Source organism: Amycolatopsis sp. NPDC004378, from assembly GCF_053602455.1.
Window position 1 is genome coordinate 70,113 of the sequence record NZ_JBSGDR010000003.1, and the last position, 18,974, is coordinate 89,086.

Annotated in this window: 21 protein-coding genes; 8 read left to right on the top strand and 13 right to left on the bottom strand. The window is 72.6% G+C overall.

The features are described 5' to 3' along the window. Positions 1-69: 69 nt before the first annotated feature. On the top strand, positions 70-696 hold the full coding sequence (locus ACWEN0_RS11910; protein ID WP_451972149.1) for a DUF4360 domain-containing protein: 627 nt from the start codon (positions 70-72) through the stop codon (positions 694-696). A gap of 64 nt (positions 697-760) precedes the next feature. On the opposite strand, the gene ACWEN0_RS11915 is transcribed toward ACWEN0_RS11910, so the two are convergent. Next, positions 761-1,180 (bottom strand): hypothetical protein, encoded by a 420-nt coding sequence (locus ACWEN0_RS11915; protein WP_451972151.1) that lies wholly within the window; start codon positions 1,178-1,180, stop codon positions 761-763. A gap of 338 nt (positions 1,181-1,518) precedes the next feature. Beyond that, on the bottom strand, positions 1,519-1,953 hold the full coding sequence (locus ACWEN0_RS11920; protein ID WP_451972153.1) for a MarR family winged helix-turn-helix transcriptional regulator: 435 nt from the start codon (positions 1,951-1,953) through the stop codon (positions 1,519-1,521). A 74-nt stretch (positions 1,954-2,027) separates the two neighbouring features. Between ACWEN0_RS11920 and ACWEN0_RS11925 the strand changes: the two genes are divergently transcribed. Then, complete coding sequence (locus ACWEN0_RS11925) at positions 2,028-4,082, top strand: MMPL family transporter (RefSeq protein WP_451972155.1); 2,055 nt, start codon at positions 2,028-2,030, stop codon at positions 4,080-4,082. Here the strand turns inward: ACWEN0_RS11925 and ACWEN0_RS11930 are convergent. Then, a complete protein-coding gene (locus tag ACWEN0_RS11930; protein WP_451972157.1) occupies positions 4,063-4,440 on the bottom strand; it encodes a MerR family transcriptional regulator in 378 nt (125 codons plus the stop codon). The two genes, ACWEN0_RS11925 and ACWEN0_RS11930, sit on opposite strands and share 20 nt — an antisense overlap. 47 nt (positions 4,441-4,487) lie before the next feature. On the opposite strand from ACWEN0_RS11930, the gene ACWEN0_RS11935 reads away from it, so the two are divergent. Then, positions 4,488-5,282 carry an MBL fold metallo-hydrolase gene (locus tag ACWEN0_RS11935; RefSeq protein WP_451972159.1) on the top strand — a complete coding sequence of 265 codons (795 nt, stop codon included), beginning with the start codon at positions 4,488-4,490 and terminating at the stop codon, positions 5,280-5,282. Here the strand turns inward: ACWEN0_RS11935 and ACWEN0_RS11940 are convergent. From ACWEN0_RS11940 to ACWEN0_RS11970, 7 genes are all read right to left on the bottom strand, one after another. Next, the gene (locus tag ACWEN0_RS11940; RefSeq protein WP_451972161.1) at positions 5,279-5,626 is read right to left on the bottom strand and encodes an STAS domain-containing protein; all 348 of its coding nucleotides are present in this window, start codon (positions 5,624-5,626) and stop codon (positions 5,279-5,281) included. The two genes, ACWEN0_RS11935 and ACWEN0_RS11940, sit on opposite strands and share 4 nt — an antisense overlap. Continuing rightward, positions 5,623-6,693, bottom strand: coding sequence for a cobalamin B12-binding domain-containing protein (locus ACWEN0_RS11945; protein WP_451972163.1), 1,071 nt, complete (start codon positions 6,691-6,693; stop codon positions 5,623-5,625). The genes ACWEN0_RS11940 and ACWEN0_RS11945 overlap by 4 nt, the downstream gene beginning before the upstream one ends. Next, a complete protein-coding gene (locus ACWEN0_RS11950; RefSeq protein WP_451972165.1) occupies positions 6,690-8,315 on the bottom strand; it encodes a PP2C family protein-serine/threonine phosphatase in 1,626 nt (541 codons plus the stop codon). The genes ACWEN0_RS11945 and ACWEN0_RS11950 overlap by 4 nt, the downstream gene beginning before the upstream one ends. Continuing rightward, positions 8,308-8,706, bottom strand: coding sequence for an ATP-binding protein (locus ACWEN0_RS11955; protein WP_451972166.1), 399 nt, complete (start codon positions 8,704-8,706; stop codon positions 8,308-8,310). Before ACWEN0_RS11955 ends, ACWEN0_RS11950 begins: the two co-directional genes overlap by 8 nt. A 92-nt stretch (positions 8,707-8,798) precedes the next feature. Beyond that, complete coding sequence (locus ACWEN0_RS11960; protein ID WP_451972168.1) at positions 8,799-9,185, bottom strand: STAS domain-containing protein; 387 nt, start codon at positions 9,183-9,185, stop codon at positions 8,799-8,801. Positions 9,186-9,282: 97 nt separating this feature from the next. Further along, positions 9,283-10,455: a VanZ family protein gene (locus ACWEN0_RS11965; protein ID WP_451972170.1), complete on the bottom strand. Its 1,173-nt coding sequence runs from the start codon at positions 10,453-10,455 to the stop codon at positions 9,283-9,285. Positions 10,456-10,530: 75 nt separating this feature from the next. Further along, positions 10,531-10,725 carry an antitoxin gene (locus ACWEN0_RS11970; RefSeq protein WP_451972172.1) on the bottom strand — a complete coding sequence of 65 codons (195 nt, stop codon included), beginning with the start codon at positions 10,723-10,725 and terminating at the stop codon, positions 10,531-10,533. A gap of 504 nt (positions 10,726-11,229) precedes the next feature. On the opposite strand from ACWEN0_RS11970, the gene ACWEN0_RS11975 reads away from it, so the two are divergent. Next, a complete protein-coding gene (locus ACWEN0_RS11975) occupies positions 11,230-12,900 on the top strand; it encodes a sulfatase-like hydrolase/transferase (RefSeq protein WP_451972174.1) in 1,671 nt (556 codons plus the stop codon). A gap of 414 nt (positions 12,901-13,314) precedes the next feature. Further along, entirely contained in the window at positions 13,315-13,656 is a 342-nt protein-coding gene (locus ACWEN0_RS11980) for a hypothetical protein (RefSeq protein ID WP_451972176.1), read from the top strand. A gap of 82 nt (positions 13,657-13,738) precedes the next feature. Here ACWEN0_RS11980 and ACWEN0_RS11985 read toward each other — a convergent pair whose 3' ends face one another. Beyond that, on the bottom strand, positions 13,739-14,827 hold the full coding sequence (locus ACWEN0_RS11985) for a mandelate racemase/muconate lactonizing enzyme family protein (RefSeq protein WP_451972178.1): 1,089 nt from the start codon (positions 14,825-14,827) through the stop codon (positions 13,739-13,741). Between the two features lie 376 nt (positions 14,828-15,203). Here ACWEN0_RS11985 and ACWEN0_RS11990 point away from each other — a divergent pair, with 376 nt between their 5' ends. The 3 genes from ACWEN0_RS11990 to ACWEN0_RS12000 are packed head-to-tail and all read left to right on the top strand — an operon-like array spanning position 15,204 to position 17,469. Continuing rightward, positions 15,204-16,325: a S1 family peptidase gene (locus ACWEN0_RS11990; protein ID WP_451972180.1), complete on the top strand. Its 1,122-nt coding sequence runs from the start codon at positions 15,204-15,206 to the stop codon at positions 16,323-16,325. 41 nt (positions 16,326-16,366) lie between these two features. After that, positions 16,367-16,867, top strand: coding sequence for a tRNA (N6-threonylcarbamoyladenosine(37)-N6)-methyltransferase TrmO (tsaA, locus tag ACWEN0_RS11995; RefSeq protein ID WP_451972182.1), 501 nt, complete (start codon positions 16,367-16,369; stop codon positions 16,865-16,867). 53 nt (positions 16,868-16,920) lie between these two features. Beyond that, positions 16,921-17,469 (top strand): dihydrofolate reductase family protein, encoded by a 549-nt coding sequence (locus tag ACWEN0_RS12000; protein ID WP_451972184.1) that lies wholly within the window; start codon positions 16,921-16,923, stop codon positions 17,467-17,469. Here ACWEN0_RS12000 and ACWEN0_RS12005 read toward each other — a convergent pair. Together ACWEN0_RS12005 and ACWEN0_RS12010 are read right to left on the bottom strand one after the other, a co-directional pair. Then, positions 17,466-18,056: a TetR/AcrR family transcriptional regulator gene (locus ACWEN0_RS12005; RefSeq protein WP_451972186.1), complete on the bottom strand. Its 591-nt coding sequence runs from the start codon at positions 18,054-18,056 to the stop codon at positions 17,466-17,468. The genes ACWEN0_RS12000 and ACWEN0_RS12005 overlap by 4 nt on opposite strands. Before the next feature lie 4 nt (positions 18,057-18,060). Continuing rightward, complete coding sequence (locus ACWEN0_RS12010; RefSeq protein ID WP_451972188.1) at positions 18,061-18,930, bottom strand: alpha/beta fold hydrolase; 870 nt, start codon at positions 18,928-18,930, stop codon at positions 18,061-18,063. Between the last annotated feature and the right edge of the window lie 44 nt (positions 18,931-18,974).

Consider the following 18,974-nt stretch of genomic DNA (forward strand, 5'->3'; position numbering starts at 1 on the left):
CGCGCTACGATCCGTTCCGCGCGCGATCACCGTGACCCCCAGGCACCGTGGCCCATTTGGAGGAGCGTCATGCTCGGTATGTTGGTCGTAGCCGGAATGGTTCTGTCCGCCCTCGCCGGACCCGCCGATTCCCCGGCGGCCTCGGTTCCGACCGAAAAGATCACGCTCGACATCAAGACCATCAACGGGTCCGGCTGTCCCGCGGGCACGGCCACCGCGTCGGCCGACGTCGCGTCCGACAACACCTCGTTCACGGTGCACTACACGAACTTCACCGCCAAGGCCGGCGGCGGCGCGTCCGCGCTCGACGCCCGGAAGAACTGCCAGATCAACGTGCTCGTCCATGTACCGCAAGGGTTCACGTACGCGATCGCCGAGGCGGACTACCGCGGCTTCGCGCACATCGAGAGCGGCGCGAGCGCGCTCGAGCAGGCCAACTACTACTTCGCCGGCACGTCGCCCACGGCCCGGGTGCGCCACACCTTCCCCGGCCCGTTCCACGGCGTGTGGCGGGCCACGGACACCACCGACGTCGCCGAGCTCGTCTTCGCCCCGTGCGGCGAAGACCGCAACCTGAACGTCAATGCGGAACTGCGCGCCGACGCGGGCACGTCATCCGCGACCAGTTTCATCGAAATGGATTCCGAACACGCGAGTGTGGACACCATTTACCACTTCGCGTGGAAGACCTGCTGAATTCAGGACCATTTCGCCCCGCGGCCCGCTCACCGGGAAACGTCCCGGTGAGCGGGCTTGCCCGCTAAACGTGGGTGACGAGCAGGGTCACCCCGGCTTCGCCGCCGCAGTCGACGAACACCGGGCCGACGCCGTTGCCGATGTGCTGCGCCAGCGTCGCCTTGGCCACGAAGTGCGCCGGGCCCGCGTCGACGATGCGGATGTTCTCCAGTGACGGGTGCTCCGGGAAGCCGCCGAGCACGGACTTCAGCCCCGTGCCGCCGCCGCAGCCGCCCGTGATGGTCACTTCTTCGCCGCGCCGCGTGGTGGGGTTCGGGCTCACCTGCACGGTGGCGCGCGCCCCCTTCGGCGGTTGCTGCTGACCGGCCATGGTCCCCTCCGTCGTCCCCGATTCCGCCGACGCCGCGCCGGCGATCCCGACGCTCGCCGCCGTGACCAGCCCGGCCGCGACGGCCAGGCCGAGCACCTTCGACTTGCTGTGCATGGTGTTCTCCTCCCGTGGACCCGATCACCGGATCTGCCCGGTCAGTCGCGGCGAGGGGTCGCCGAGGTTCTCGACGGGCGGGAGTGAGACGTGGATCACGCTGGCACGCGCTTCAGGGCACCGGGGGGATTTCCGGCGGGGGAGCGGACTTCAGCCGCGCGGATCGGCGTGTTCGGCTTTCGCGGTGGGCACCAGGGAACATCGTCGCTCGAACCGCTCCATGAGGACGGTAGCGATCAGGAGGGCCACTGGGGTGCTCACCGCGATCCACATGCCAGAAGACGTACCCAGCACGGCAAAGTCTCAACCGCCACCGGGTGATCGCCGAGGTCATGGGGTCACTCGGTCGTGGAGAGCCGGGTGATCAGGTCCAAGAGGCCGGCGCGGAAAGCGTCGTCGTCGCCCAGGACTCCGAGCAGCGCGGGCTCCGCGCGCACCGCCCGTTCGTGGACGGCCCGGCCGGGCGCCGTCAACCGGGTGAGGTGACGGCGGGCGTCGGCCGGGTCCGGCGTCCGCGTGACGAACCCCGCCTTGGCGAGCCGGTCGAGGGTGCGGCTCATCGTCTGGTCGGTCACCTGGCAGCGCTGGGCCAGCGCCCGCTGCGACAGCGGCCCGTCCCGCAGCGTGTGGAGCGCGATCAGCCCCGCGTGGGTGAGTCCCATCCCGCCGAGCACGGCCTCCCAGCGGTGCTCCACCAGCCGGGCGGCGACGGCGAGCAGCCGGCCTGTCGGCCAGGTACTCAGATCGGGTTCGGGGGTTGTGCTCACCGTCACTCCGGGTCGTCGTGCAGAATGTTCAGCCTGCTGAACAATTGGGCGTGTTCACGCTCGAAGGGACCTTAGCGACCATGAACCAGACGCCGCGCCGCCTCCGCTGGCTGATCCCCGCCCTCCTGGTGATCGCCTGGCTCGCGCTGGGCGGTATCGGCGGGCCGTACGCCGGGAAGCTCAGCCAAGTCGCGAAGAACGACAACGCCGCCTTCCTGCCCCGGTCGGCCGAGGCCACCGAGGTCGCCGACGAGCAGAAGGCGTTCACCCCGCGCCAGGTGCTGCCCGCGACCGTCGTCGCCGAGCGCACGACCGGCCTCACCGCCGAAGACCGCCGCTTCCTCGACGCCAAGGCCCGGAAGCTCGGCGGCATCCCCGGCGTCGTCGGCCCGCTGGGCACGCCCGAACAGGCACCGCGGGACGACCAGGCCGTCCAGCTCGCCGTGCCGATCCTCGCCGACGGCAACCCCGCCGACGTCGTCAAGGAGGTCCGCGCGCAGCTCACCGGCGCCCCGGCCGGGCTCACCGTGCTGGTCACCGGCCCGGCCGGGCAGATCGCGGACCTGGTCAAGGCCTTCGGCGGCATCGACGGGATCCTGCTGCTCGTCGCCGGGGGCGTGGTCGCGCTGATCCTCATCGCGGTCTACCGCAGCCCGCTGCTGCCGTTCCTGGTGCTGCTGTCCGCGGTGTTCGCGCTCGGGCTCGCCAGCCTCGTCGTCTACCTGCTGGCGAAGAACGACGTCCTCGCGCTCAACGGCCAGAGCCAGGGCATCCTCTCGATCCTCGTCTTCGGCGCGGCGACCGACTACGCGCTCCTGCTCGTCGCGCGGTTCCGCGAGCAGCTGCGCGACACGCCGAGCCGGTTCGACGCGCTGAGGCTCGCCTGGCGCGCGACGCTCGAGCCGATCGCCGCGTCGGCGGGCACCGTGATCCTCGGCGTGCTGTGCCTGCTGTTCAGCGACCTGAACTCCAACAAGGGCCTGGGCCCGGTCGCGGCGATCGGCATCGGCGCCGCCCTGCTCGCGTCCACGACGTTCCTGCCCGCCGCACTGGCGCTCTGCGGCCGCGGCGCGTTCTGGCCGTTCAAGCCCGCGCTCGGTTCGGCCCACCCGGAGACGGCCGGGATCTGGGGCCGCGTCGCGCGCCTGGTCGGCCGCCGGCCGCGCGCGGTCTGGGTCGTGACGGCGCTGGTGCTCGGCATCGGCGTCGCGTTCCTGCCGCAGCTCAAGGCGTCCGGCACCGCGCAGTCCGACGTCTTCCTCACCCAGGTCGAGTCCGGTACCGGCCAGGACGTCCTGGGCCGCCACTTCCCCGGTGGCCTCGGCGCACCGGCGATCACCATCGCCGACGCCGGCGCGGTGCCCGCCGTGCTGGCAGCGTCCAAAATGGACGGAATCGCACAGTCGGTGCCGCTGCCGAAGGAAGTGCACGGCCGGGTGCAGATCCTGTCCGTGCTGAACGACCCGGCGGACTCCGAGGCGGCGGTCGCGACCGTCGGCCGCCTGCGCGACGCCGTGCACGCGATCCCGGGCGCGAACGCGAAAGTCGGTGGCCCCACGGCGATCCAGCTCGACACGCAGCGGACCTCGGAACGCGACCGCGCGCTGATCATCCCGATCGTGCTGCTGGTGATCTTCCTCGTGCTGGCCCTGCTGCTGCGGTCGCTGCTGGCGCCCCTGCTGCTGATCGCGACGGTGGTGCTGTCGTTCGCGGCGACCATGGGCGTGTCGGCGCTGGTCTTCAACCACCTCCTGGACTTCCCGGGCGCGGACCCCGTGGTGCCGCTGTTCGGGTTCGTCTTCCTGGTGGCGCTCGGGATCGACTACAACATCTTCCTGATGACGCGGGTCCGCGAAGAGGCGCTGAGCCGCGGGACGCGGGACGGCACGTTGCGCGGGCTGTCGCTGACCGGCGGCGTGATCACCTCGGCCGGCGTCGTGCTCGCCGCGACGTTCTCCGCGCTCGCGGTGATCCCGATCCTGTTCCTGGCCCAGATCGCGTTCATCGTCGCGTTCGGCGTCCTGCTCGACACGTTCCTGGTCCGGTCGCTGCTGGTGCCCGCGCTGACCGTCGACGTCGGGCGCCGGATCTGGTGGCCGTCGGCGCTGGCGAAGGCTACGAAATCGCCCGCTTGAAGTCCGGGCACTCGACGAGCGGCACGTGGTCGCAGGTCGCCGCGTGCCGCAGGCTGTCGCGCATGCGCGACAGCCGGTCGATGGCGTCGTCCAGCTCGGTCGCCTTGGCGGCCATCCGCTCGCGCAGCGCGTCGTCGCCCGGGGTCGCCACGAGGAACCGCGCGATCTCCGCGATCGTGAAGCCCGCGCCGCGCGCGCAGGCGACGAGGTCGAGCCGGCGCAGGACGTCCGGGTGGTACGTGCGCCGCAGCCCGTTGCGCCCGGCCGGTTCGACGAGCCCGCGCTTCTCGTAGAACCGCAGCGCCGACGGCGCCAGACCGGACTTCTCGGCGACTTCGGCGATGTCGAGCAGGGTCATCGTGGCCTCCTTGACTTGAAGCGTAGTTCAAGTCAGACGATGACGGCATGAAGATCCACCACCTCAACTGCGGGTCCGTGCGGCAGATCGAAGCCCCCGGGCTCCCGGCCGCACCCGCGGTCAACCACTGCCTGCTCGCCGAGACCGACCACGACGGTCTCGTGCTCGTCGAGACCGGTCTCGGCCTCGGCGACGTCCGGGACCCCGAAACCACGCTGGGCGGCGACTGGGTCGCGATGGCCCGGCCCCTGCTCGCCGAGGACGAAACCGCCGTCCGGCAGGTCGCGCGCCTCGGCTTCTCACCCGGGGACGTGCGCCACGTCGTCGTCACGCACCTCGACGTCGACCACTCCGGCGGCCTTCCCGACTTCCCGGACGCGCGGGTGCACGTCCTCGCCGCGGAACGGGACGCGGCCCTCGCCGAGGCGCCGAGCTTCCGGTACCGGCCCGCCCACTGGGCGCACGGGCCGCGGTGGGCGGCCTACGAGCCGCCGTCCGGCGACGACTGGTTCGACTTCGCGTCCGTGCCACTGGCCGGCCTGAAAGCCGACATCCGGCTCGTGCCGCTCGGCGGGCACACCGCCGGTCACGCCGGGGTCGCGCTGCACGACGGCACCCGGTGGCTGTTGCACTGCGGGGACGCGTACTACTACCACCGGGAACTCGACGCCGAGCCCGCGCCGCACCCGGTCATGGACGTCGTCCAGACCCGCTCCGAAATCCACCACGACCTGCGGCTGGGGACGCAGGCGCGGCTGCGCGAGCTGGTCCGGCGCCACGGCGGCGAGGTGACGGTCTTCAGCGCCCACGACCCGTGGGAGCTGGCCCGGCTGCGGGCCTAGGAGTCGAGCCGCGCCCGGGACGCCGCGGTTTCGCCGATCAGGTACCCCGCGGTCCCGGTGAGGGCCAGCAGCCGCTCGAGCGCGTGCGTCCGGTTGTCCAGGTGCAGCCGGGCGTCCGCGCCCGTGACGGCGCGCTGGACGAGCAGCAGCGTGGACAGGCCGGAGGAGTCGCAGAAGGCGATCTCACCGCAGTCGAGCCGCACGTCCCGGACGCCCGGGTACTCGGTCAGCCGGTCGGTGACCAGCCGCAGCAGCTGCCCGGCCGTGGCGAACTCGAGGTCGCCGACGATCGAGACGCGGGCCGTGACGCCGTCCGACGTGGTCCAGGCGCAGGTCAACGTCATGCCGAGAGCTCCGATCCGGCGGCCGGACCCGCCAAGTGCGTGCGTGCGGTCCGGAGCAGCTCCGTCGCCCGCGGGAAGTCGCGCAGCTCCGCTTCGAGCAGGTCGAGGGCGGGCACCAGGGAGGCGGCCGGGACGCCGCGCGCGGTGAGGATCCCGGCCGTCCAGGTCAGGAAGCCGGTGAACAACTCGCTGTCGCCGACGTAGAGGGCCGTCGCCAGGAACTCGACGATGTGCGCGAGGTCCTCGGCCGTGTGCTGGCGCTGCAGTTCGGTGTACGCCCGCATCGCCGGGACGCGCTCCTCGAGCCCGGCCAGCACCGACTTGACGAGCCGGCCGGAGCTGCGCGTGACCAGGGTGTACTCCTGGTCGGCCAGGTGCGGCAGGTCGTCGAGCGGCTGGTGCCCGGTGTGCGGGCGGGGGAGCGGTTCGGTCAGCCGGTCGGCGGCCGAGCGCGCGTCGGGCGCCCACGCTTCGGCGCCGAGCAGCCGTGCGTACCGGCCGTCGGGCCCGAACGCGGCGCCACCCGCGATGACCGGGGTCGCCGCGGCCTGGCAGGCCGTGATCGTGGCGTGCGCGGTCGGCAGCCGGGTCGCGATGGAGCCCGACAGCGCGACCGCGTCCGGCCCGGTGCGGTGCAGGTGGGCGACCAGGTGCGGGGCGGGCACCTGCGCGCCGAGGTAGTCGACCTGGAACCCGCGCAGCCGCAGCACTTCCGAGAGCAGCCGGGCGGGCATCGCGTGCCACTCGCCGTCGACGCAGGCAACCGTGACGCGGCCGAGGTGTGGTTCGGGCCGCTTCAGCACGTAGCCGAACGTCGCGATCACGCGGTCGTTGATCGCGGTCGCCGCGTGCTCCTGGGCGACGGTCAGCCGGTTCGCCGCCCACTCCAGGCCGACCTTGCGCTGCACGGCGCCGATCACGTCGAGCAGCACGCTCTCCGGGTCGGCCCCGTCGCCGAGCGCCTGGACGACGATGTCGCCCGCGGCGTACTCGTCGCCGGTCGTGACGGCGGCCCAGAGCCGTTCGGAGTACTCGGCCACCCCGGTGCCGCGGGTAGCGGTGGTCATGCGGTGTACCTCCCGCGACCGTGGCCGCCGACCGCGGCCAGGTGCTGCCCGCGCGGGGCCGTGATCGCCAGTACCGCCATGTCGTCGTGGGTGCCGCGCCCGATCCACTGCGACGCGAGCATCTGGATCCGCTCGACGACGGCGTCGGCCGGCAGGTTGGCGCACTCGGCCAGCGACTGCCGGAGCCGCTCCTCGCCGAACATGGCTTCCCCGAGCGGCCCGCCGCGGGCTTCGACGATCCCGTCGGTGTAGAGCAGGCAGGTCTCGCCCGGCTCGAGCGTGATGTCCGCGCCCGTGGACTCGATCTGCGGCAGCACGCCGATCAGGCTGCCGTGGCTGTCGGCCTCCTCGACCCGGCCGTCGGCCCGGACGATCAGGGGCGGGGGATGACCCGCGCAGGTGACGCGCAGCCGGACCGTGGCGCCGTCGCGGCGCGCGGAGGCCAGCACGAGGGTGACGAACCGGGCGTTGCGGCTGTCGGCGAGCGTGCTGTTGAGCAGGTTCAGCAGCCGCGCGTGGTCGTCGGCCATCGGCAGCAGCGCCCGCAGCGTGGTGCGGATCTTGCCGGTCAGCACGGCCGCGTCGAGGCCCTTGCCGCAGACGTCGCCGAGCACGGCCAGCGACTCGTCGCCCTCGGCGGTGATCGCGGAGTGCACGTCGTAGAAGTCGCCGCCGATCCGCTCGCCGTCGCGGGCCGGGCGGTAGCGGCCGGCGAACTCGACGCCGCCGAGCTGTTCGAGGGTGGGCGGGAGCAGTTCACGCATCAGCGTGTCCGTGATCGACGCCTGGAGTGCGAACACGCGCGCCGCCGACATCGCGGCGCCGGCTCGCGCGGCGAACAGCCGCGCGAAGAGCTCTTCCTGCTCGGTGAACGACGCCCGGTCGTCGCGGCGCAGCAGGACCAGGGCGCCAGCGGGCACGCCGTGGCCCGGCAGGGGCGTGACGACGATCGAGCCGGCCGCGCCGAAGCCCGAGGGCAGCACCCAGCCGGGGGCGGCGTCCGGATCGAGCCAGCGCGAAGGCACCGGCGGGAAGCCCTGCAGGGCCTCGCCGAGCCCGGGCAGCTCGTCCGGGTCGATTTCGAACCGGGACCGGACCGGCTCGCCGCCGCGCAGGCAGGTGACGACGGGGAAGCCGCCGCCCGTCGCGGGCGCCAGGACCATGGCCGCGTCGGCGAGGTGCTGCGCGGCGAGCCGGGCGGCGACCTCCATGCAGCGTTCGAGGTTGAGCGACCCGAGCAGCGCGGCCGAGGCGTCGCTGAGGAACGCCGTCCGCTCCTGCTCCCGGGCCAGCGCCTCGCGGGCCACGCGGGCGTCGGTCTCGTCGACCAGCCACCACGTCACGGCGGTGCCGTGGGGGATCGGGTGGGCCGCGAAGGCGCGCTCGGCGGCCTCGCCGCGCACGACCGCCTCGGAGCCGCGCTCGTGGGCTTCGGCCAGCCAGTCCGCGACCGTGCCGGCCAGCGGACGGCCGGGCCCGGCGGCGGGGAACAGCGCACGGGCGGCGTCGTTGAGCAGCCGGACGGCCCCCGTGTCGTCGGCCACGATCGCCGCGGTGGGAGCGGCGGCCCAGCCCAGGTCGCCGCTGACGGGGGCGGGCGGCGCCGTCACCGGGTCAGCCATGGGCTCCGGCCGGGTCCTGATCGGTGGTCAGCTCGGCCCACAGGGTCTTGCCGCTGGGGCGGCGCAGCTGGCCCCACGCGGCGGCGCAGCGCTCCACCAGCAGGAGCCCGCGGCCGCCGTGGTCGTTCGGCGCCCGCCGGCGGGCCGGTTCGCCGCCGCCGTCGTCGACCTCGATCCGCAGCTTGGCGCCGCCGGGCAGCAGCCGGACGTGGTAGGGGGCACGGCCGTGGCGCAGCGCGTTGGACGCCAGTTCGTCGACCACCATGACCGCGGTGCTGACGACGTGCGCCGGCAGGCCCCGCAGCACCGCGCGCACCCAGTGGCGGACCTTGGCCAGCTCGCTGAGCTCGGCGGTGATGCCCAGCTCGTGCCGGACCGATCGCAGGTTCACGTCCGCCTCCTTCGCCGTGCCGGACCCCGCGGTGAAGCCCTCCCCGTCTTCATGCCCGGAACCGGGCCCGCTGACACGGGTGCCGGAGGCCGTCATGCTTCCTCGCCCCAGGAGGCGAGGGCCGCGGCGAAGCTGGGGCGCACCGGCATGACGTCGCCGAGGCCCAGCAGCTCGATCGGGCGGACGACGGCGTGCACGGTCGTCACCAGGGCCAGCCGGCCGCCGGCTTCACGCAGGCTGCCGCCCAGCCGCAGCAGGACCTGCAGGCAGCTGGAGTCGCAGTACTCGACCTCGGTCATGTCCAGCACGACCCGGACGGCGCCGGGATCGCCGGGGAGCAGGTCGGCGAGCTTCGCCGAAACGGCGAAGTCGAACTCGCCGCTCAGGGTGTAGACGTGCGGGTCACCGTCGTCGCGGACTTCGAGGGACCAGCCGCCACCGGAGAACCGCTGCCGGGGCCGCGTAGCGTCGGTGGTCATGCAGGGCTCCAGAATGGGGGATCGGGGACGCGGGCTGGCGGCTCAACCCTGCTCCCGTGGCAATCTACCAGCGCCGCGGATCCCGGGCAGCACCGTGTCACCGTCCTTTGAGGACCTCCGTGCGCGCCGCGGGCGCGGGTGCCGGTTCGGGCTCGGGCACCCCCGGTGGCACGATGGCGGCGTTGACGGTCCTGGTCAGGCGCTCGTAAGGCGCCCGGTGCTCGCTGTCCAGCAGCACCGCCAGCGGCGTCCAGACGCCGACCACGAACACGGCGGCGGCGAGCCCGGCGGGCAGCAGCAACCGCTCGGGGTGCGCGCCGAGATCCCAGTGGTCCAGGTCCAGCACCAGCCACGTCAGCCAGAGCGGCGAAAGCAGGACGCCGTTGCGGACCAGCAGCGCGACCGGTCCGGCCCGGCGGCCGCCGCGGCGCGTCACGCGCAGCAGCATCGCCCGTTTGCCGGGCGTCGAGCCGGTCACCGCGGGCAGCACCACGAACCACACCACGGCGAGGATCACGACCGGCGTGTCGCGGTGGGTCAGGTCCTCGCCGAACAGCGTCAGCAGGCCGAACAGGAAGCCGAGCAGGGCGGCGAACCCGAGCAGGTCGGTGGCCAGCGCGAACAGCCGCCGGGTGAACGTGACCTTGGCGGCGTAGCGGCGCCGCTCGTGTTCCGGCTCCGGGGAGGGGAGCAGCCGGCCGAGCGGGCCGGCGAGGACCCAGCCGACGACGACGCCGGCGGTGTTGAGGATCAGGTCGTCCACGCTGAAGAGCCGGTACGGGCACGGGTAGACGAACCACAGGCCGGTCAGCTGCGTCAGTTCGAAGAACAGGGAAACGCCGAAACCGACCAGCGTCGCGGGGATCAGCCGCATCTTCTGCGCGTAGCGCACGTAGAAGCCGAGCGGTACCAGCATCACGACGTTGAGCGCGGTGGTCCAGACCGCCGGGTTGTGCAGCAGCGCGCCGGGACTCCAGTGACCGCGAGCGCGCTGCGCGACGACTTCGACGAAGTAGAAAGGCCGCAACTGCGGAGAACTCGCGTAGGTGTGACCCGCGCAGTACGCCGGATCGGCGGGCAGCGGCAGCACCGTCTGCGTCGCGATCGCCAGCAGGTAGAAGAGGAACGTGTAGAAGACGAAGGTCGGCCACCCGCCGGCACGGCCCCGGCGGCGGTAGCTGACGAACGCGGCCGGGAGCATGACGGCCAGCACGAGGAACGGGAAGAGGATGAGGGCCGTCCGGACGGGGACGAGGTAGGTGGCGACCACGGAGCCGGTGGTACCCAGCCGCGGGGAAAGCGAAGCGCGCTTCCCCCGGACGGCTGGGCGGCTACCGGCGCCGGATCACTGCGGGGGCGCGTCCTGCCCGCCGCCGTCCTGCTTGTGCAGGAAGTCCTTCACCTTTTCCGAGCCCTGGTCGATCTTGTCGGCGTGGTCGCCGAAGCGCTGCTTGGCGGCATCGGCCGCCTTGTCGACGCCTTGGTCGGCCTGGTCCGGGTGCTTGCCCAGAGCCTCTTTCGCCTTGTCGAACAGATTCATCGGGTCGGCCTCCGTTCGGAATCCGATCTTCGGACCCCCCGAGGACATCACCGGCGCAGCGGGCCCGCAACCGAATGGCCGTATGCACTCCCCTGTCGTGGGTAATACGGCCCCTTTCCCGGGTGAAAGCCGGTGGTCCGGGTTTGAACACGCGGAGTTCGGGTAGCGCCCGATTCCTTTCGCCCCGGCGGCCGGCGTCGCCCACGTCGTGTGGTCGGCGTCAAAGCCGCCGCCGGCGCGGAGTTCCACGGCTGCCCGGGATCGCCGTGGCTGCCGCCGACCCGGAAAAGGCGCCGCTGCACGGAATGTACGACCGGTACCTGGGCGGACGCACCCCGCCGCCGGAACCGGACGCCGGCCGGCCGGCGTCCGGATCGTCCCGGAACGGCTGTACTCCGGCCGCCCGCGTGAACCTCCCGGCGCCGCGACCCGTATACCGGGTGAGGATCGCCGGCCCGGCCGCACGGGCCGCGCGGTCACCGCCGCGAACGACGTGAGGCCAGCATGCCCGGACGAACCGGACCGACCACCCCGCTCCCCGAATTCGGCCTGCCCCGGCTCGGCCGCCGGCACGTCGTCGCCGGCCGGATCCTGACGGTGCTGGCCGCGCTGCTCGTGCTGTTCGCGCTGCTCGCCCCGGACGACCTCACGGCGTTCTCCGGCGAGGCAATGGTGCGGGTGCCGGTCGAGGGGCTCATCGTCGCGGCGTTCGTGCTGGTCCTGCCGCCGCGCGCCCGCCGGGTGGTCGCGGTCGCCGTCGGGGTGGTGCTCGGCCTGCTCGTCGTGCTGAAGGCGCTCGACACGGGCTTCTACGCGACCCTGGAGAAGCCGTTCGACCCGGTCTACGACTGGAGTTTCTTCAGCGCCGGGGTCGAGTTCCTCGCCGGGCAGATCGGGGACGCGGGCGCGCTCGCCGTGCTCGCCGGCGCCGGCCTGCTCGCGGTCGCCGTGGTCGTGCTGATGGTCCTGGCGATGCTGCGGCTGACCCGGGTCGCCGCCGGGCGCCGCACCGAATCGACGCGCGTCGTGGCCGTGCTGGGGGTCGTCTGGATCGTCTGCTCGGTGTTCGGCGTCGAGATCGCGCCGGGGCAGCCGCTCGCCGCGCAGAGCGCGGCCGCGCTGGCCTACGGCGACCTGCGCCAGGTCGGCGCGGACCTGCGCGAGCAGCGGCCGTTCGGCGAGGTCGCGGCCGAAGACGCGTTCCGCGCCACCCCCGGTGACCAGCTGCTGAATGGTCTGCGCGGCAAGAACGTCGTGCTCACCTTCGTCGAGAGCTACGGCCGGATCGCGCTCGACGACCCGGCGATCGGGACGAAGATCGGGGCGACGCTCGACGCGGGCACGGCCGAGCTGCGCGCGGCGGGCATCGGCGCCAAGAGCGCGTTCCTCTCGTCCTCGACGTTCGGGGGCGGGAGCTGGCTCGCGCACTCGACCGTCCAGTCCGGGATGTGGATCGACAACCAGCAGCGCTACAACGACCTCCTCGGCAGCGACCGGCTGACGCTCGGCGGCGCGTTCCAGCGGGCGGGCTGGAAGACCGTCTGGGACGTCCCGGCGCACACGAAGGACTGGCCGGAGGGTCAGCGGTTCTACCACCCGGACGCCTACTACGACGCCCACCACGTCGGCTACCGGGGGCCGGGCTACGCCTACGCCACGATGCCCGACCAGTTCACGCTGTCGATGCTGCAGCGCACCGAACTCGCGAAGTCGAGCCAGAAGCCGGTGATGGCCGAGGTGGACCTGGTTTCCAGCCACGCGCCGTGGTCCCCGCGCCCGTGGCTGGTGGACTGGAACCAGGTCGGCGACGGCTCGGTGTTCGCGCCGCAGCCGGCGGCGGGGGAGGCGCCGGAGTCGGTCTGGAAGGACCCCGCCAAGATCCGCGACGCCTACCGCGACGCCACGGACTACGCGCTGAAGACGCTGATCTCGTTCATGCAGCACTACGGCGACGAGAACACCGTGCTGGTCTTCCTGGGCGACCACCAGCCCCCGGTGGTGACCCCGCAGGGCGCGGTGCACGACGTCCCGATCACGATCGTGGCGAAGGACCCGAAGGTGCTGGACCGCATTTCCGGCTGGGGCTGGACGGACGGCCTCCACCCGGCGGCGCAGGCCCCGGTCTGGAAGATGGACTCCTTCCGCGACCGCTTCCTGACCGCCTTCGCCCACTGACCCCCGGCGGCGGGCCGGGCCGGGCACTTGCCCGGCCCGCCGACGCATCGGCGGCGGAGACCTGCTGCCGACCGGCCGCGGGGACGGGTGCGCGCTCGCCCGGCACACCTCGGTGCCGGCCGGCGCGAGAACATGCCGCGCTCGGTGCGGGCGCGGGGCTTGTCCCGCGGTCGCCCAAACCGTCCAGCGAGGTGCGGATCCACGCCGCGAAGAACGCCGGGCGCGGTCGGGTTTGCGTGAGCCGCCGGGGAAATGCTCACCCGTCCGCTTGCGTTTCCCGGCGCGGGCTAGCTCGGATGGAGCAGCGTGGTGACTATCCGCTGCGCGGGTTTTCACTGGCCCGATGAATTGCCGGTAATTCTTTCGCGCTCCTACGCTTCATAACGTCGGGGTTCTCCGCGCTGAGGAGTGGTCATGCGAAGCGGTTTGCGCAAAAAGCTGGCGGTACTCGCGGTCACCGTGTTTTCCCTGCTGGGTCTGGCGGTCGGTCCCGCGGCCGCCGCCGAACGCGACTTCGCGCCGCCCGGCTGTTTCGCCGAGCGGTACGGAATCCTCTTCGGACAGGGCGTTTCGGTGAGCTGCCTGCCGGGGGAGGGCTACGGGTACCGGGTGATCGCGCACTGCTCGGACGGCAACGTCTTCTGGTTCGCCGCCGGGGATTTCGTGTCCTACGGGTTCGGTCCGGCGACGGCGGAATGCTCCGGCGCACTGCTGGTTCCGGCGCGGGTGTACACCTACCACGTCGACGAAATCTGATTCAGCACGGAACCGTCCGGCTGCCCGTTTTCCGGGTGGCCGGGCGGTGCTGTGTCCACGATTTCCCGCGAGCGATTCTTCGTCACACCGTACGGCGGTCGTCCATCGCGTCGCGGTCCCAGTCGATTCCGAGCCCGGGCGTTTCCGGGGGCACCGCGTGGCCGTTTTCGACGGTCAGTTCGGTGCGCGTGATCGCGCGCAGCTGGGGGATGTGCTCGACGTACCGGCCGTTCGGCACCGCCGCGGTCAGGCTGACGTGCAGTTCCATCAGGAAGTGCGGGCACACCTCGACGTTGTGCGCCTCGGCGAGGTGGGCGACCTTCAGCCACGGCGTGATGCCGCCGAGCCGGGCGGCGTCGGGCTGCAGGATCGCCGCCGCGTCGCGGTGCAGGTAGTCGCGGAACTGCGCGATCGAGTACAGCGACTCGCCCACGGCGACCGGGATCGACGTCGACGCGGCGAGCCGCGCGTGCCCGCTGACGTCGTCGGCCGGCAGCGGTTCTTCCAGCCAGGACAGGTCGAGGCCGCCGAACGCGGCCGCCCGGCGGACGGCTTCGGCGGCGGTCATCGACTGGTTCGCGTCCACCATCAGGTCGAACCGCGGCCCGACGGCCTCGCGGACCGCGGTGAGCCGTTCGAGGTCCTCGCTCGCGTCCGGCTTGCCGATCTTGACCTTGACCCCGCCCCAGCCGGCCGCCACGGCGGACTTCGCGCCCGCGACGAGCTCCTCGGTGCTCAGGTGCAGCCAGCCGCCCTCGGTGTCGTACAACGGAACGCGGGGCCGGAATCCGCCGGCGGCGCGCCACAGCGGTTCGCCGGCCCGGCGGCACTTCAGGTCCCACAACGCGGTGTCGACGGCGGCGAGCGCGAGCGAGGTGATCGCACCGACGGTCGTCGCGCGCGTGGCCGCGAACAGGTCCCGCCAGAGCGCCTCGACCAGCCTCGAGTCCCGGCCGACGAGCCGGGGGAGCAGGTGGTCGCGCAGCAGGGCGACGACGGAGCTGCCGCCGGTGCCGATCGTGTACGAGTAGCCGAGCCCGCTGCCGCCGTCGGCCGTGGTCAGCTCCACGAACACGGTTTCCTGGGACGTGAACGCCTGCACCGCGTCGGTCCGGGCCCGCTCGACCTCGACGTCGACGAGAAAGGCCTCGGCCCGCGTGACGACAGTCAACGATCCCCCTGACGCAGAATCCTATAGGAAATACGATTCTGGCTTGCCGCGCTGTCGGATGTCAACGGCCGGCCGTCGAGGGACGGTCATGCACGTCTGCTGCCCCGCAGACTCTGGTTCCGGCCGCCGCTCGCGTCCGCGTGCTGTACTTGGTCCAGACCTTCGTCGACGCGGACGGGAGAGCCCGGCTCGCGGCTCTTTCGCGTGCTCCGAAAGTGTTGTGGCGCAACAGAGATAAAGATCAAGTCCGCAATGGACAGTCGTTCGCCTCCGCGAATTCCGGACAGAAGACCGGACAAATCTGGACCACTCGCCCGGCCTCACCGCACACTCGGCCCACAGTGAGTTTCTTTCCCCCTGCCACGAAGGAGACCTCATGCGTCGAAGAATCGCCCTCGCCCTCGGCGGCGCCGCGGTCCTCACCGCGAGCCTCGCTTCCGCCTCGCTCAGCCCGGCCGTCGCGTCACCCGGGTTGATCGCCGCCATGCAACGGGATTTCGGCCTGACCGCCGCTCAGGCCGAAGCCCGCCTCGGCCAGGAGACGACGGCCTCGCGCGTGCTGCCGGCCGCACAGCAGGCCGCCGGGGCCGCGTTCGGCGGTGCCTGGTTCGACCCCGCGCTCGGCAAGCTCGTCGTCGGCGTGACCGACCCGGCCGCGGCCTCGGCCGTTCGCAAGACCGGCGCGGAAGCCGCTCCCGCCCGGGTCAGCGCCGCGAAGCTGGACGCGGCGAAGGCCGCGATCGACGCCTCGGCCAAGGCGAAGCCGGCCCCCGCGGCCGTCAGCGGCTGGCGCACCGACCCGCGCGCGGGCAGCGTCGTGGTCACCCTGCGGCCGGGCGCGCACGGCGCCGACGTCGACGCGTTCCTGGCGAAGGCCCGCGAAGCGGGTCCGGTCACCGTGGCGACCGCGCCGGCCGCCCGGCCGTTCTCGGCGGGCACCGTCGGCGGCGACCCGTACTACATCAACGGCAACACACGCTGCTCGATCGGCTTCTCCGTGCAGGGCGGCTTCGTGAGCGCCGGCCACTGCGGCGGCGTCGGCAGCTCGGTCGTCGGCTGGGACGGCTCGGCGATGGGCACGTTCGCCGGCTCTTCCTTCCCCGGCAACGACTACTCGTTCATCCGCATCGGCAACGGCTGGTGGACCGCGCCGGTCGTGCTCGGCTGGGGCACGGTCAGCGACGCGCTGGTCCGCGGTTCCTGGGTCGCGCCGGTCGGCACGTCGGTCTGCCGCTCGGGCTCGACGACGCACTGGCACTGCGGGGTCGTCGAAGGCCTGAACGAGACGGTCAACTACGCCCAGGGCGCCGTCTACCAGGTGACCCGGACCAACGTCTGCGCCGAGCCCGGCGACTCCGGCGGCTCCTTCATCACCGGTGACCAGGCCCAGGGCGTCACCTCCGGCGGCTGGGGCAACTGCAGCTCCGGCGGCGAGACGTGGTTCCAGCCGGTGAACGAGATCCTGCAGACCTACGGCCTGTCGCTCGTCACGGCCTAGCGTTCGCGCGCGGCACCGGTCGGGCGTCCTAGGCTGGCCCGATGACCCCGATCGGTGTCGTGCGGACCGCGCGCACGGAGCTCGAGCACACGCCCGTCCAGGCGGCCGCGAACCGGGCCGAGGAAGGCACGATCGAGCTCGACGAGCGGTTCGCCGAAGGCCTCGCGGGCCTGGCCGGCTTCGACTACGCGTGGCTGGTGAGCCTGCTGGACCGGCCCGGCCGGCCGGGCGGGCTGACGCAGGTCCCGTTCCTGCTCCGCCGCGAAGGCCGCCGGATGGGCATCTTCGCCACCCGCGGCCCGCGGCGGCCGAACCCGATCGGGCTGAGCCTGGTCCGGATCCTCGACGTCCGCGGCGCCACGATCCGGTTCGCCGGGGTCGACCTGCTCGACGGCACGCCCGTGCTCGACGTCAAGCCGTACGTGACGCGGTTCGACCGGCCGCCCGGCGAGCCCGCGTGCGGCTGGTTCGACGCGGTCGACGTCCCCGAGGGCACAACTCCTTCCGACCTGACCGATGAATCCGGCGACCGCCGCCGGTAGATACCGGTGAGACCGCGCCACGAGGGTGCGGCGAGAACCCACCGGGAGTGGCCATGAGCGTGATCGTCGTCGAATTCCTCACCCTGGACGGCGTCGTCGAGGACCCGGACGGCGCCGGCGGCACGGCGTTCGGCGGCTGGGCGTTCCGGCACGGCCCCGAGGCCGTCGCCGGGGACAAGTTCCGGCTCGGCACCCTGCTCGACACCGGCGTCCTGCTGCTCGGCCGGACGACCTGGGAGCTGTTCTCGAAGCTGTGGCCGGGTCGGTCGGGCGAGTTCCCGGACCGGCTCAACGCGGCGTCGAAGCTGGTCGCCTCGCGGACGCTCGACGACGTGTCCGCGTGGCGGAACTCCACGCTGCTGCAGGGAGATCTCGCCGACGCGGTGGCGCGCGAGGAGCGCGACGTGATCGTGATCGGTTCGGTCGGGGTCGCCCGGGAGCTCGCGACGCACGGCCTGGTCGACGAGTACCGCCTGCTCGTCTTCCCGAGCCTGGTGGGCGAGGGCCGGCGGCTCTTCGACGGCTCGGCACCCGCCGACCTGAAGCTGGTGTCCAGCACGACGGTCGGGCCCGCGGTGCTCAGCACCTACCGGACGCGCTAGGTCCGCAGGAGGCCGCCGAGCCAGCCGGCCAGGACCTGCTGGACCTCGGCGCGCGTCACGGCCGGGTCGTCCGCCGCGGCGATCATCCGGGCCGCTTCCATCACCGCGCTGAGCACGAGCTGGGCCAGGGCGCGGACGGGCATCTCCACGATCAGCCCGTCCGTCCTGGCCCGCTCGAGCACGGTGACGAGCAGGCCGAGCCCGTGTTCCTCCTCGATCTCGCGCCAGACGTCCCAGCCCAGCACGGCGGGCGCTTCGTCGAGCGAGATGCGGCGGACCTCCTCGCGCAGGCAGGCGTCGAGGAACACGCCGAGCCCCCGCAGCATGCCGGTGAGCGGGTCCGCGGCCCCGGAGAAGGCCGCCTCGACCTCCTCGGTCAGCTCGCGTTCGAGCTCCTCGACGACGGCCCGGAACAGGCCCTGCTTGTCGGAATAGTGGTGGTACAGCGCGCCGCGCGTGACCCCGGCGGCGCGGGTGATCTCGTCCGCCGGCACGGCCTGGTAGCCGCGGGCGGCGAACAGCTCGCGCGCGGCGGCGACCAGGGCGGCCTTCGTGCCGGCGGAACGGTCCTGCTGGGTACGTCGCACCCGCCTAATCTGCCATGACGCCCGCGAACTCGACGATGTGCCCGGCCAGCGCCGCCGGCTGGTCTTCGGACACGAAGGTGTAGGAGTCCGGGATCTCGACGAGCTTCGCGTCCGGCAGCAGCGCGGCGAGGCGGTGGGCCAGCTCGATCGGGAACAGCTTGTCCTCGGCGGCCCAGGCGAGCAGGACGGGCCGGTCGAAGGTCCGCAGCTTTCCGGCGGCGGCGAGCGTGTGCCGCGGGTGCACGTCCCGCAGCAGCTTGCGCAGGTCGCGGCGCACCCCGGCGGACTTCCGCAGCGGCGAGAGGTAGGCCTGCGTCACGTCGTCCGGCAAAGGTCGTTTGACCACCCAGCCGAAGAGCACCGGCAGCGGGTAGAGCACGCGGAAGCGCAGCAGCTGGGCCAGCACCGCGATCGAGCCGGGAATCTTCGCGACCAGTGGCAGGGTCTTGAAGATCGGCGGGAAGAAGTACTCGAAGCAGTCCGACGGCGTGAGCACGACCCGCCCGACGCGGTCCGGCCGCCGGCTGAGCAGGATCTGCGTCAGCGCGCCGCCGGTGTCGTTCGCGACGAGCGTGACTTCACGCAGGTCGAGCGCCTCGAGGAAGTCGGCGATGACATCGGCGTTGCCGGTGGGGGAGAGGTCGGCGTCCGCGCGCATCGGGAGGTCGTGCGAGCCGAGCGGCAGGTCGGGGGCCAGGCACCGGAACCCCGCGGCGGCGACGTCCGGCACCACCTTCCGCCACAGCTCGGCGTTCGTCAGCACCCCGTGGACGAACACCACGGGAGCGCCTTCGCCCCGTTCGAAGTACCGCACCTCGCCGGCGGGCAGCCGGACCCGGTGCTCCTGACCCAAGGATTCGCTGCGTGTCGTCATGCCGGCGAGAATACATACATGGCGTATGTATGTAAATGTGGCCG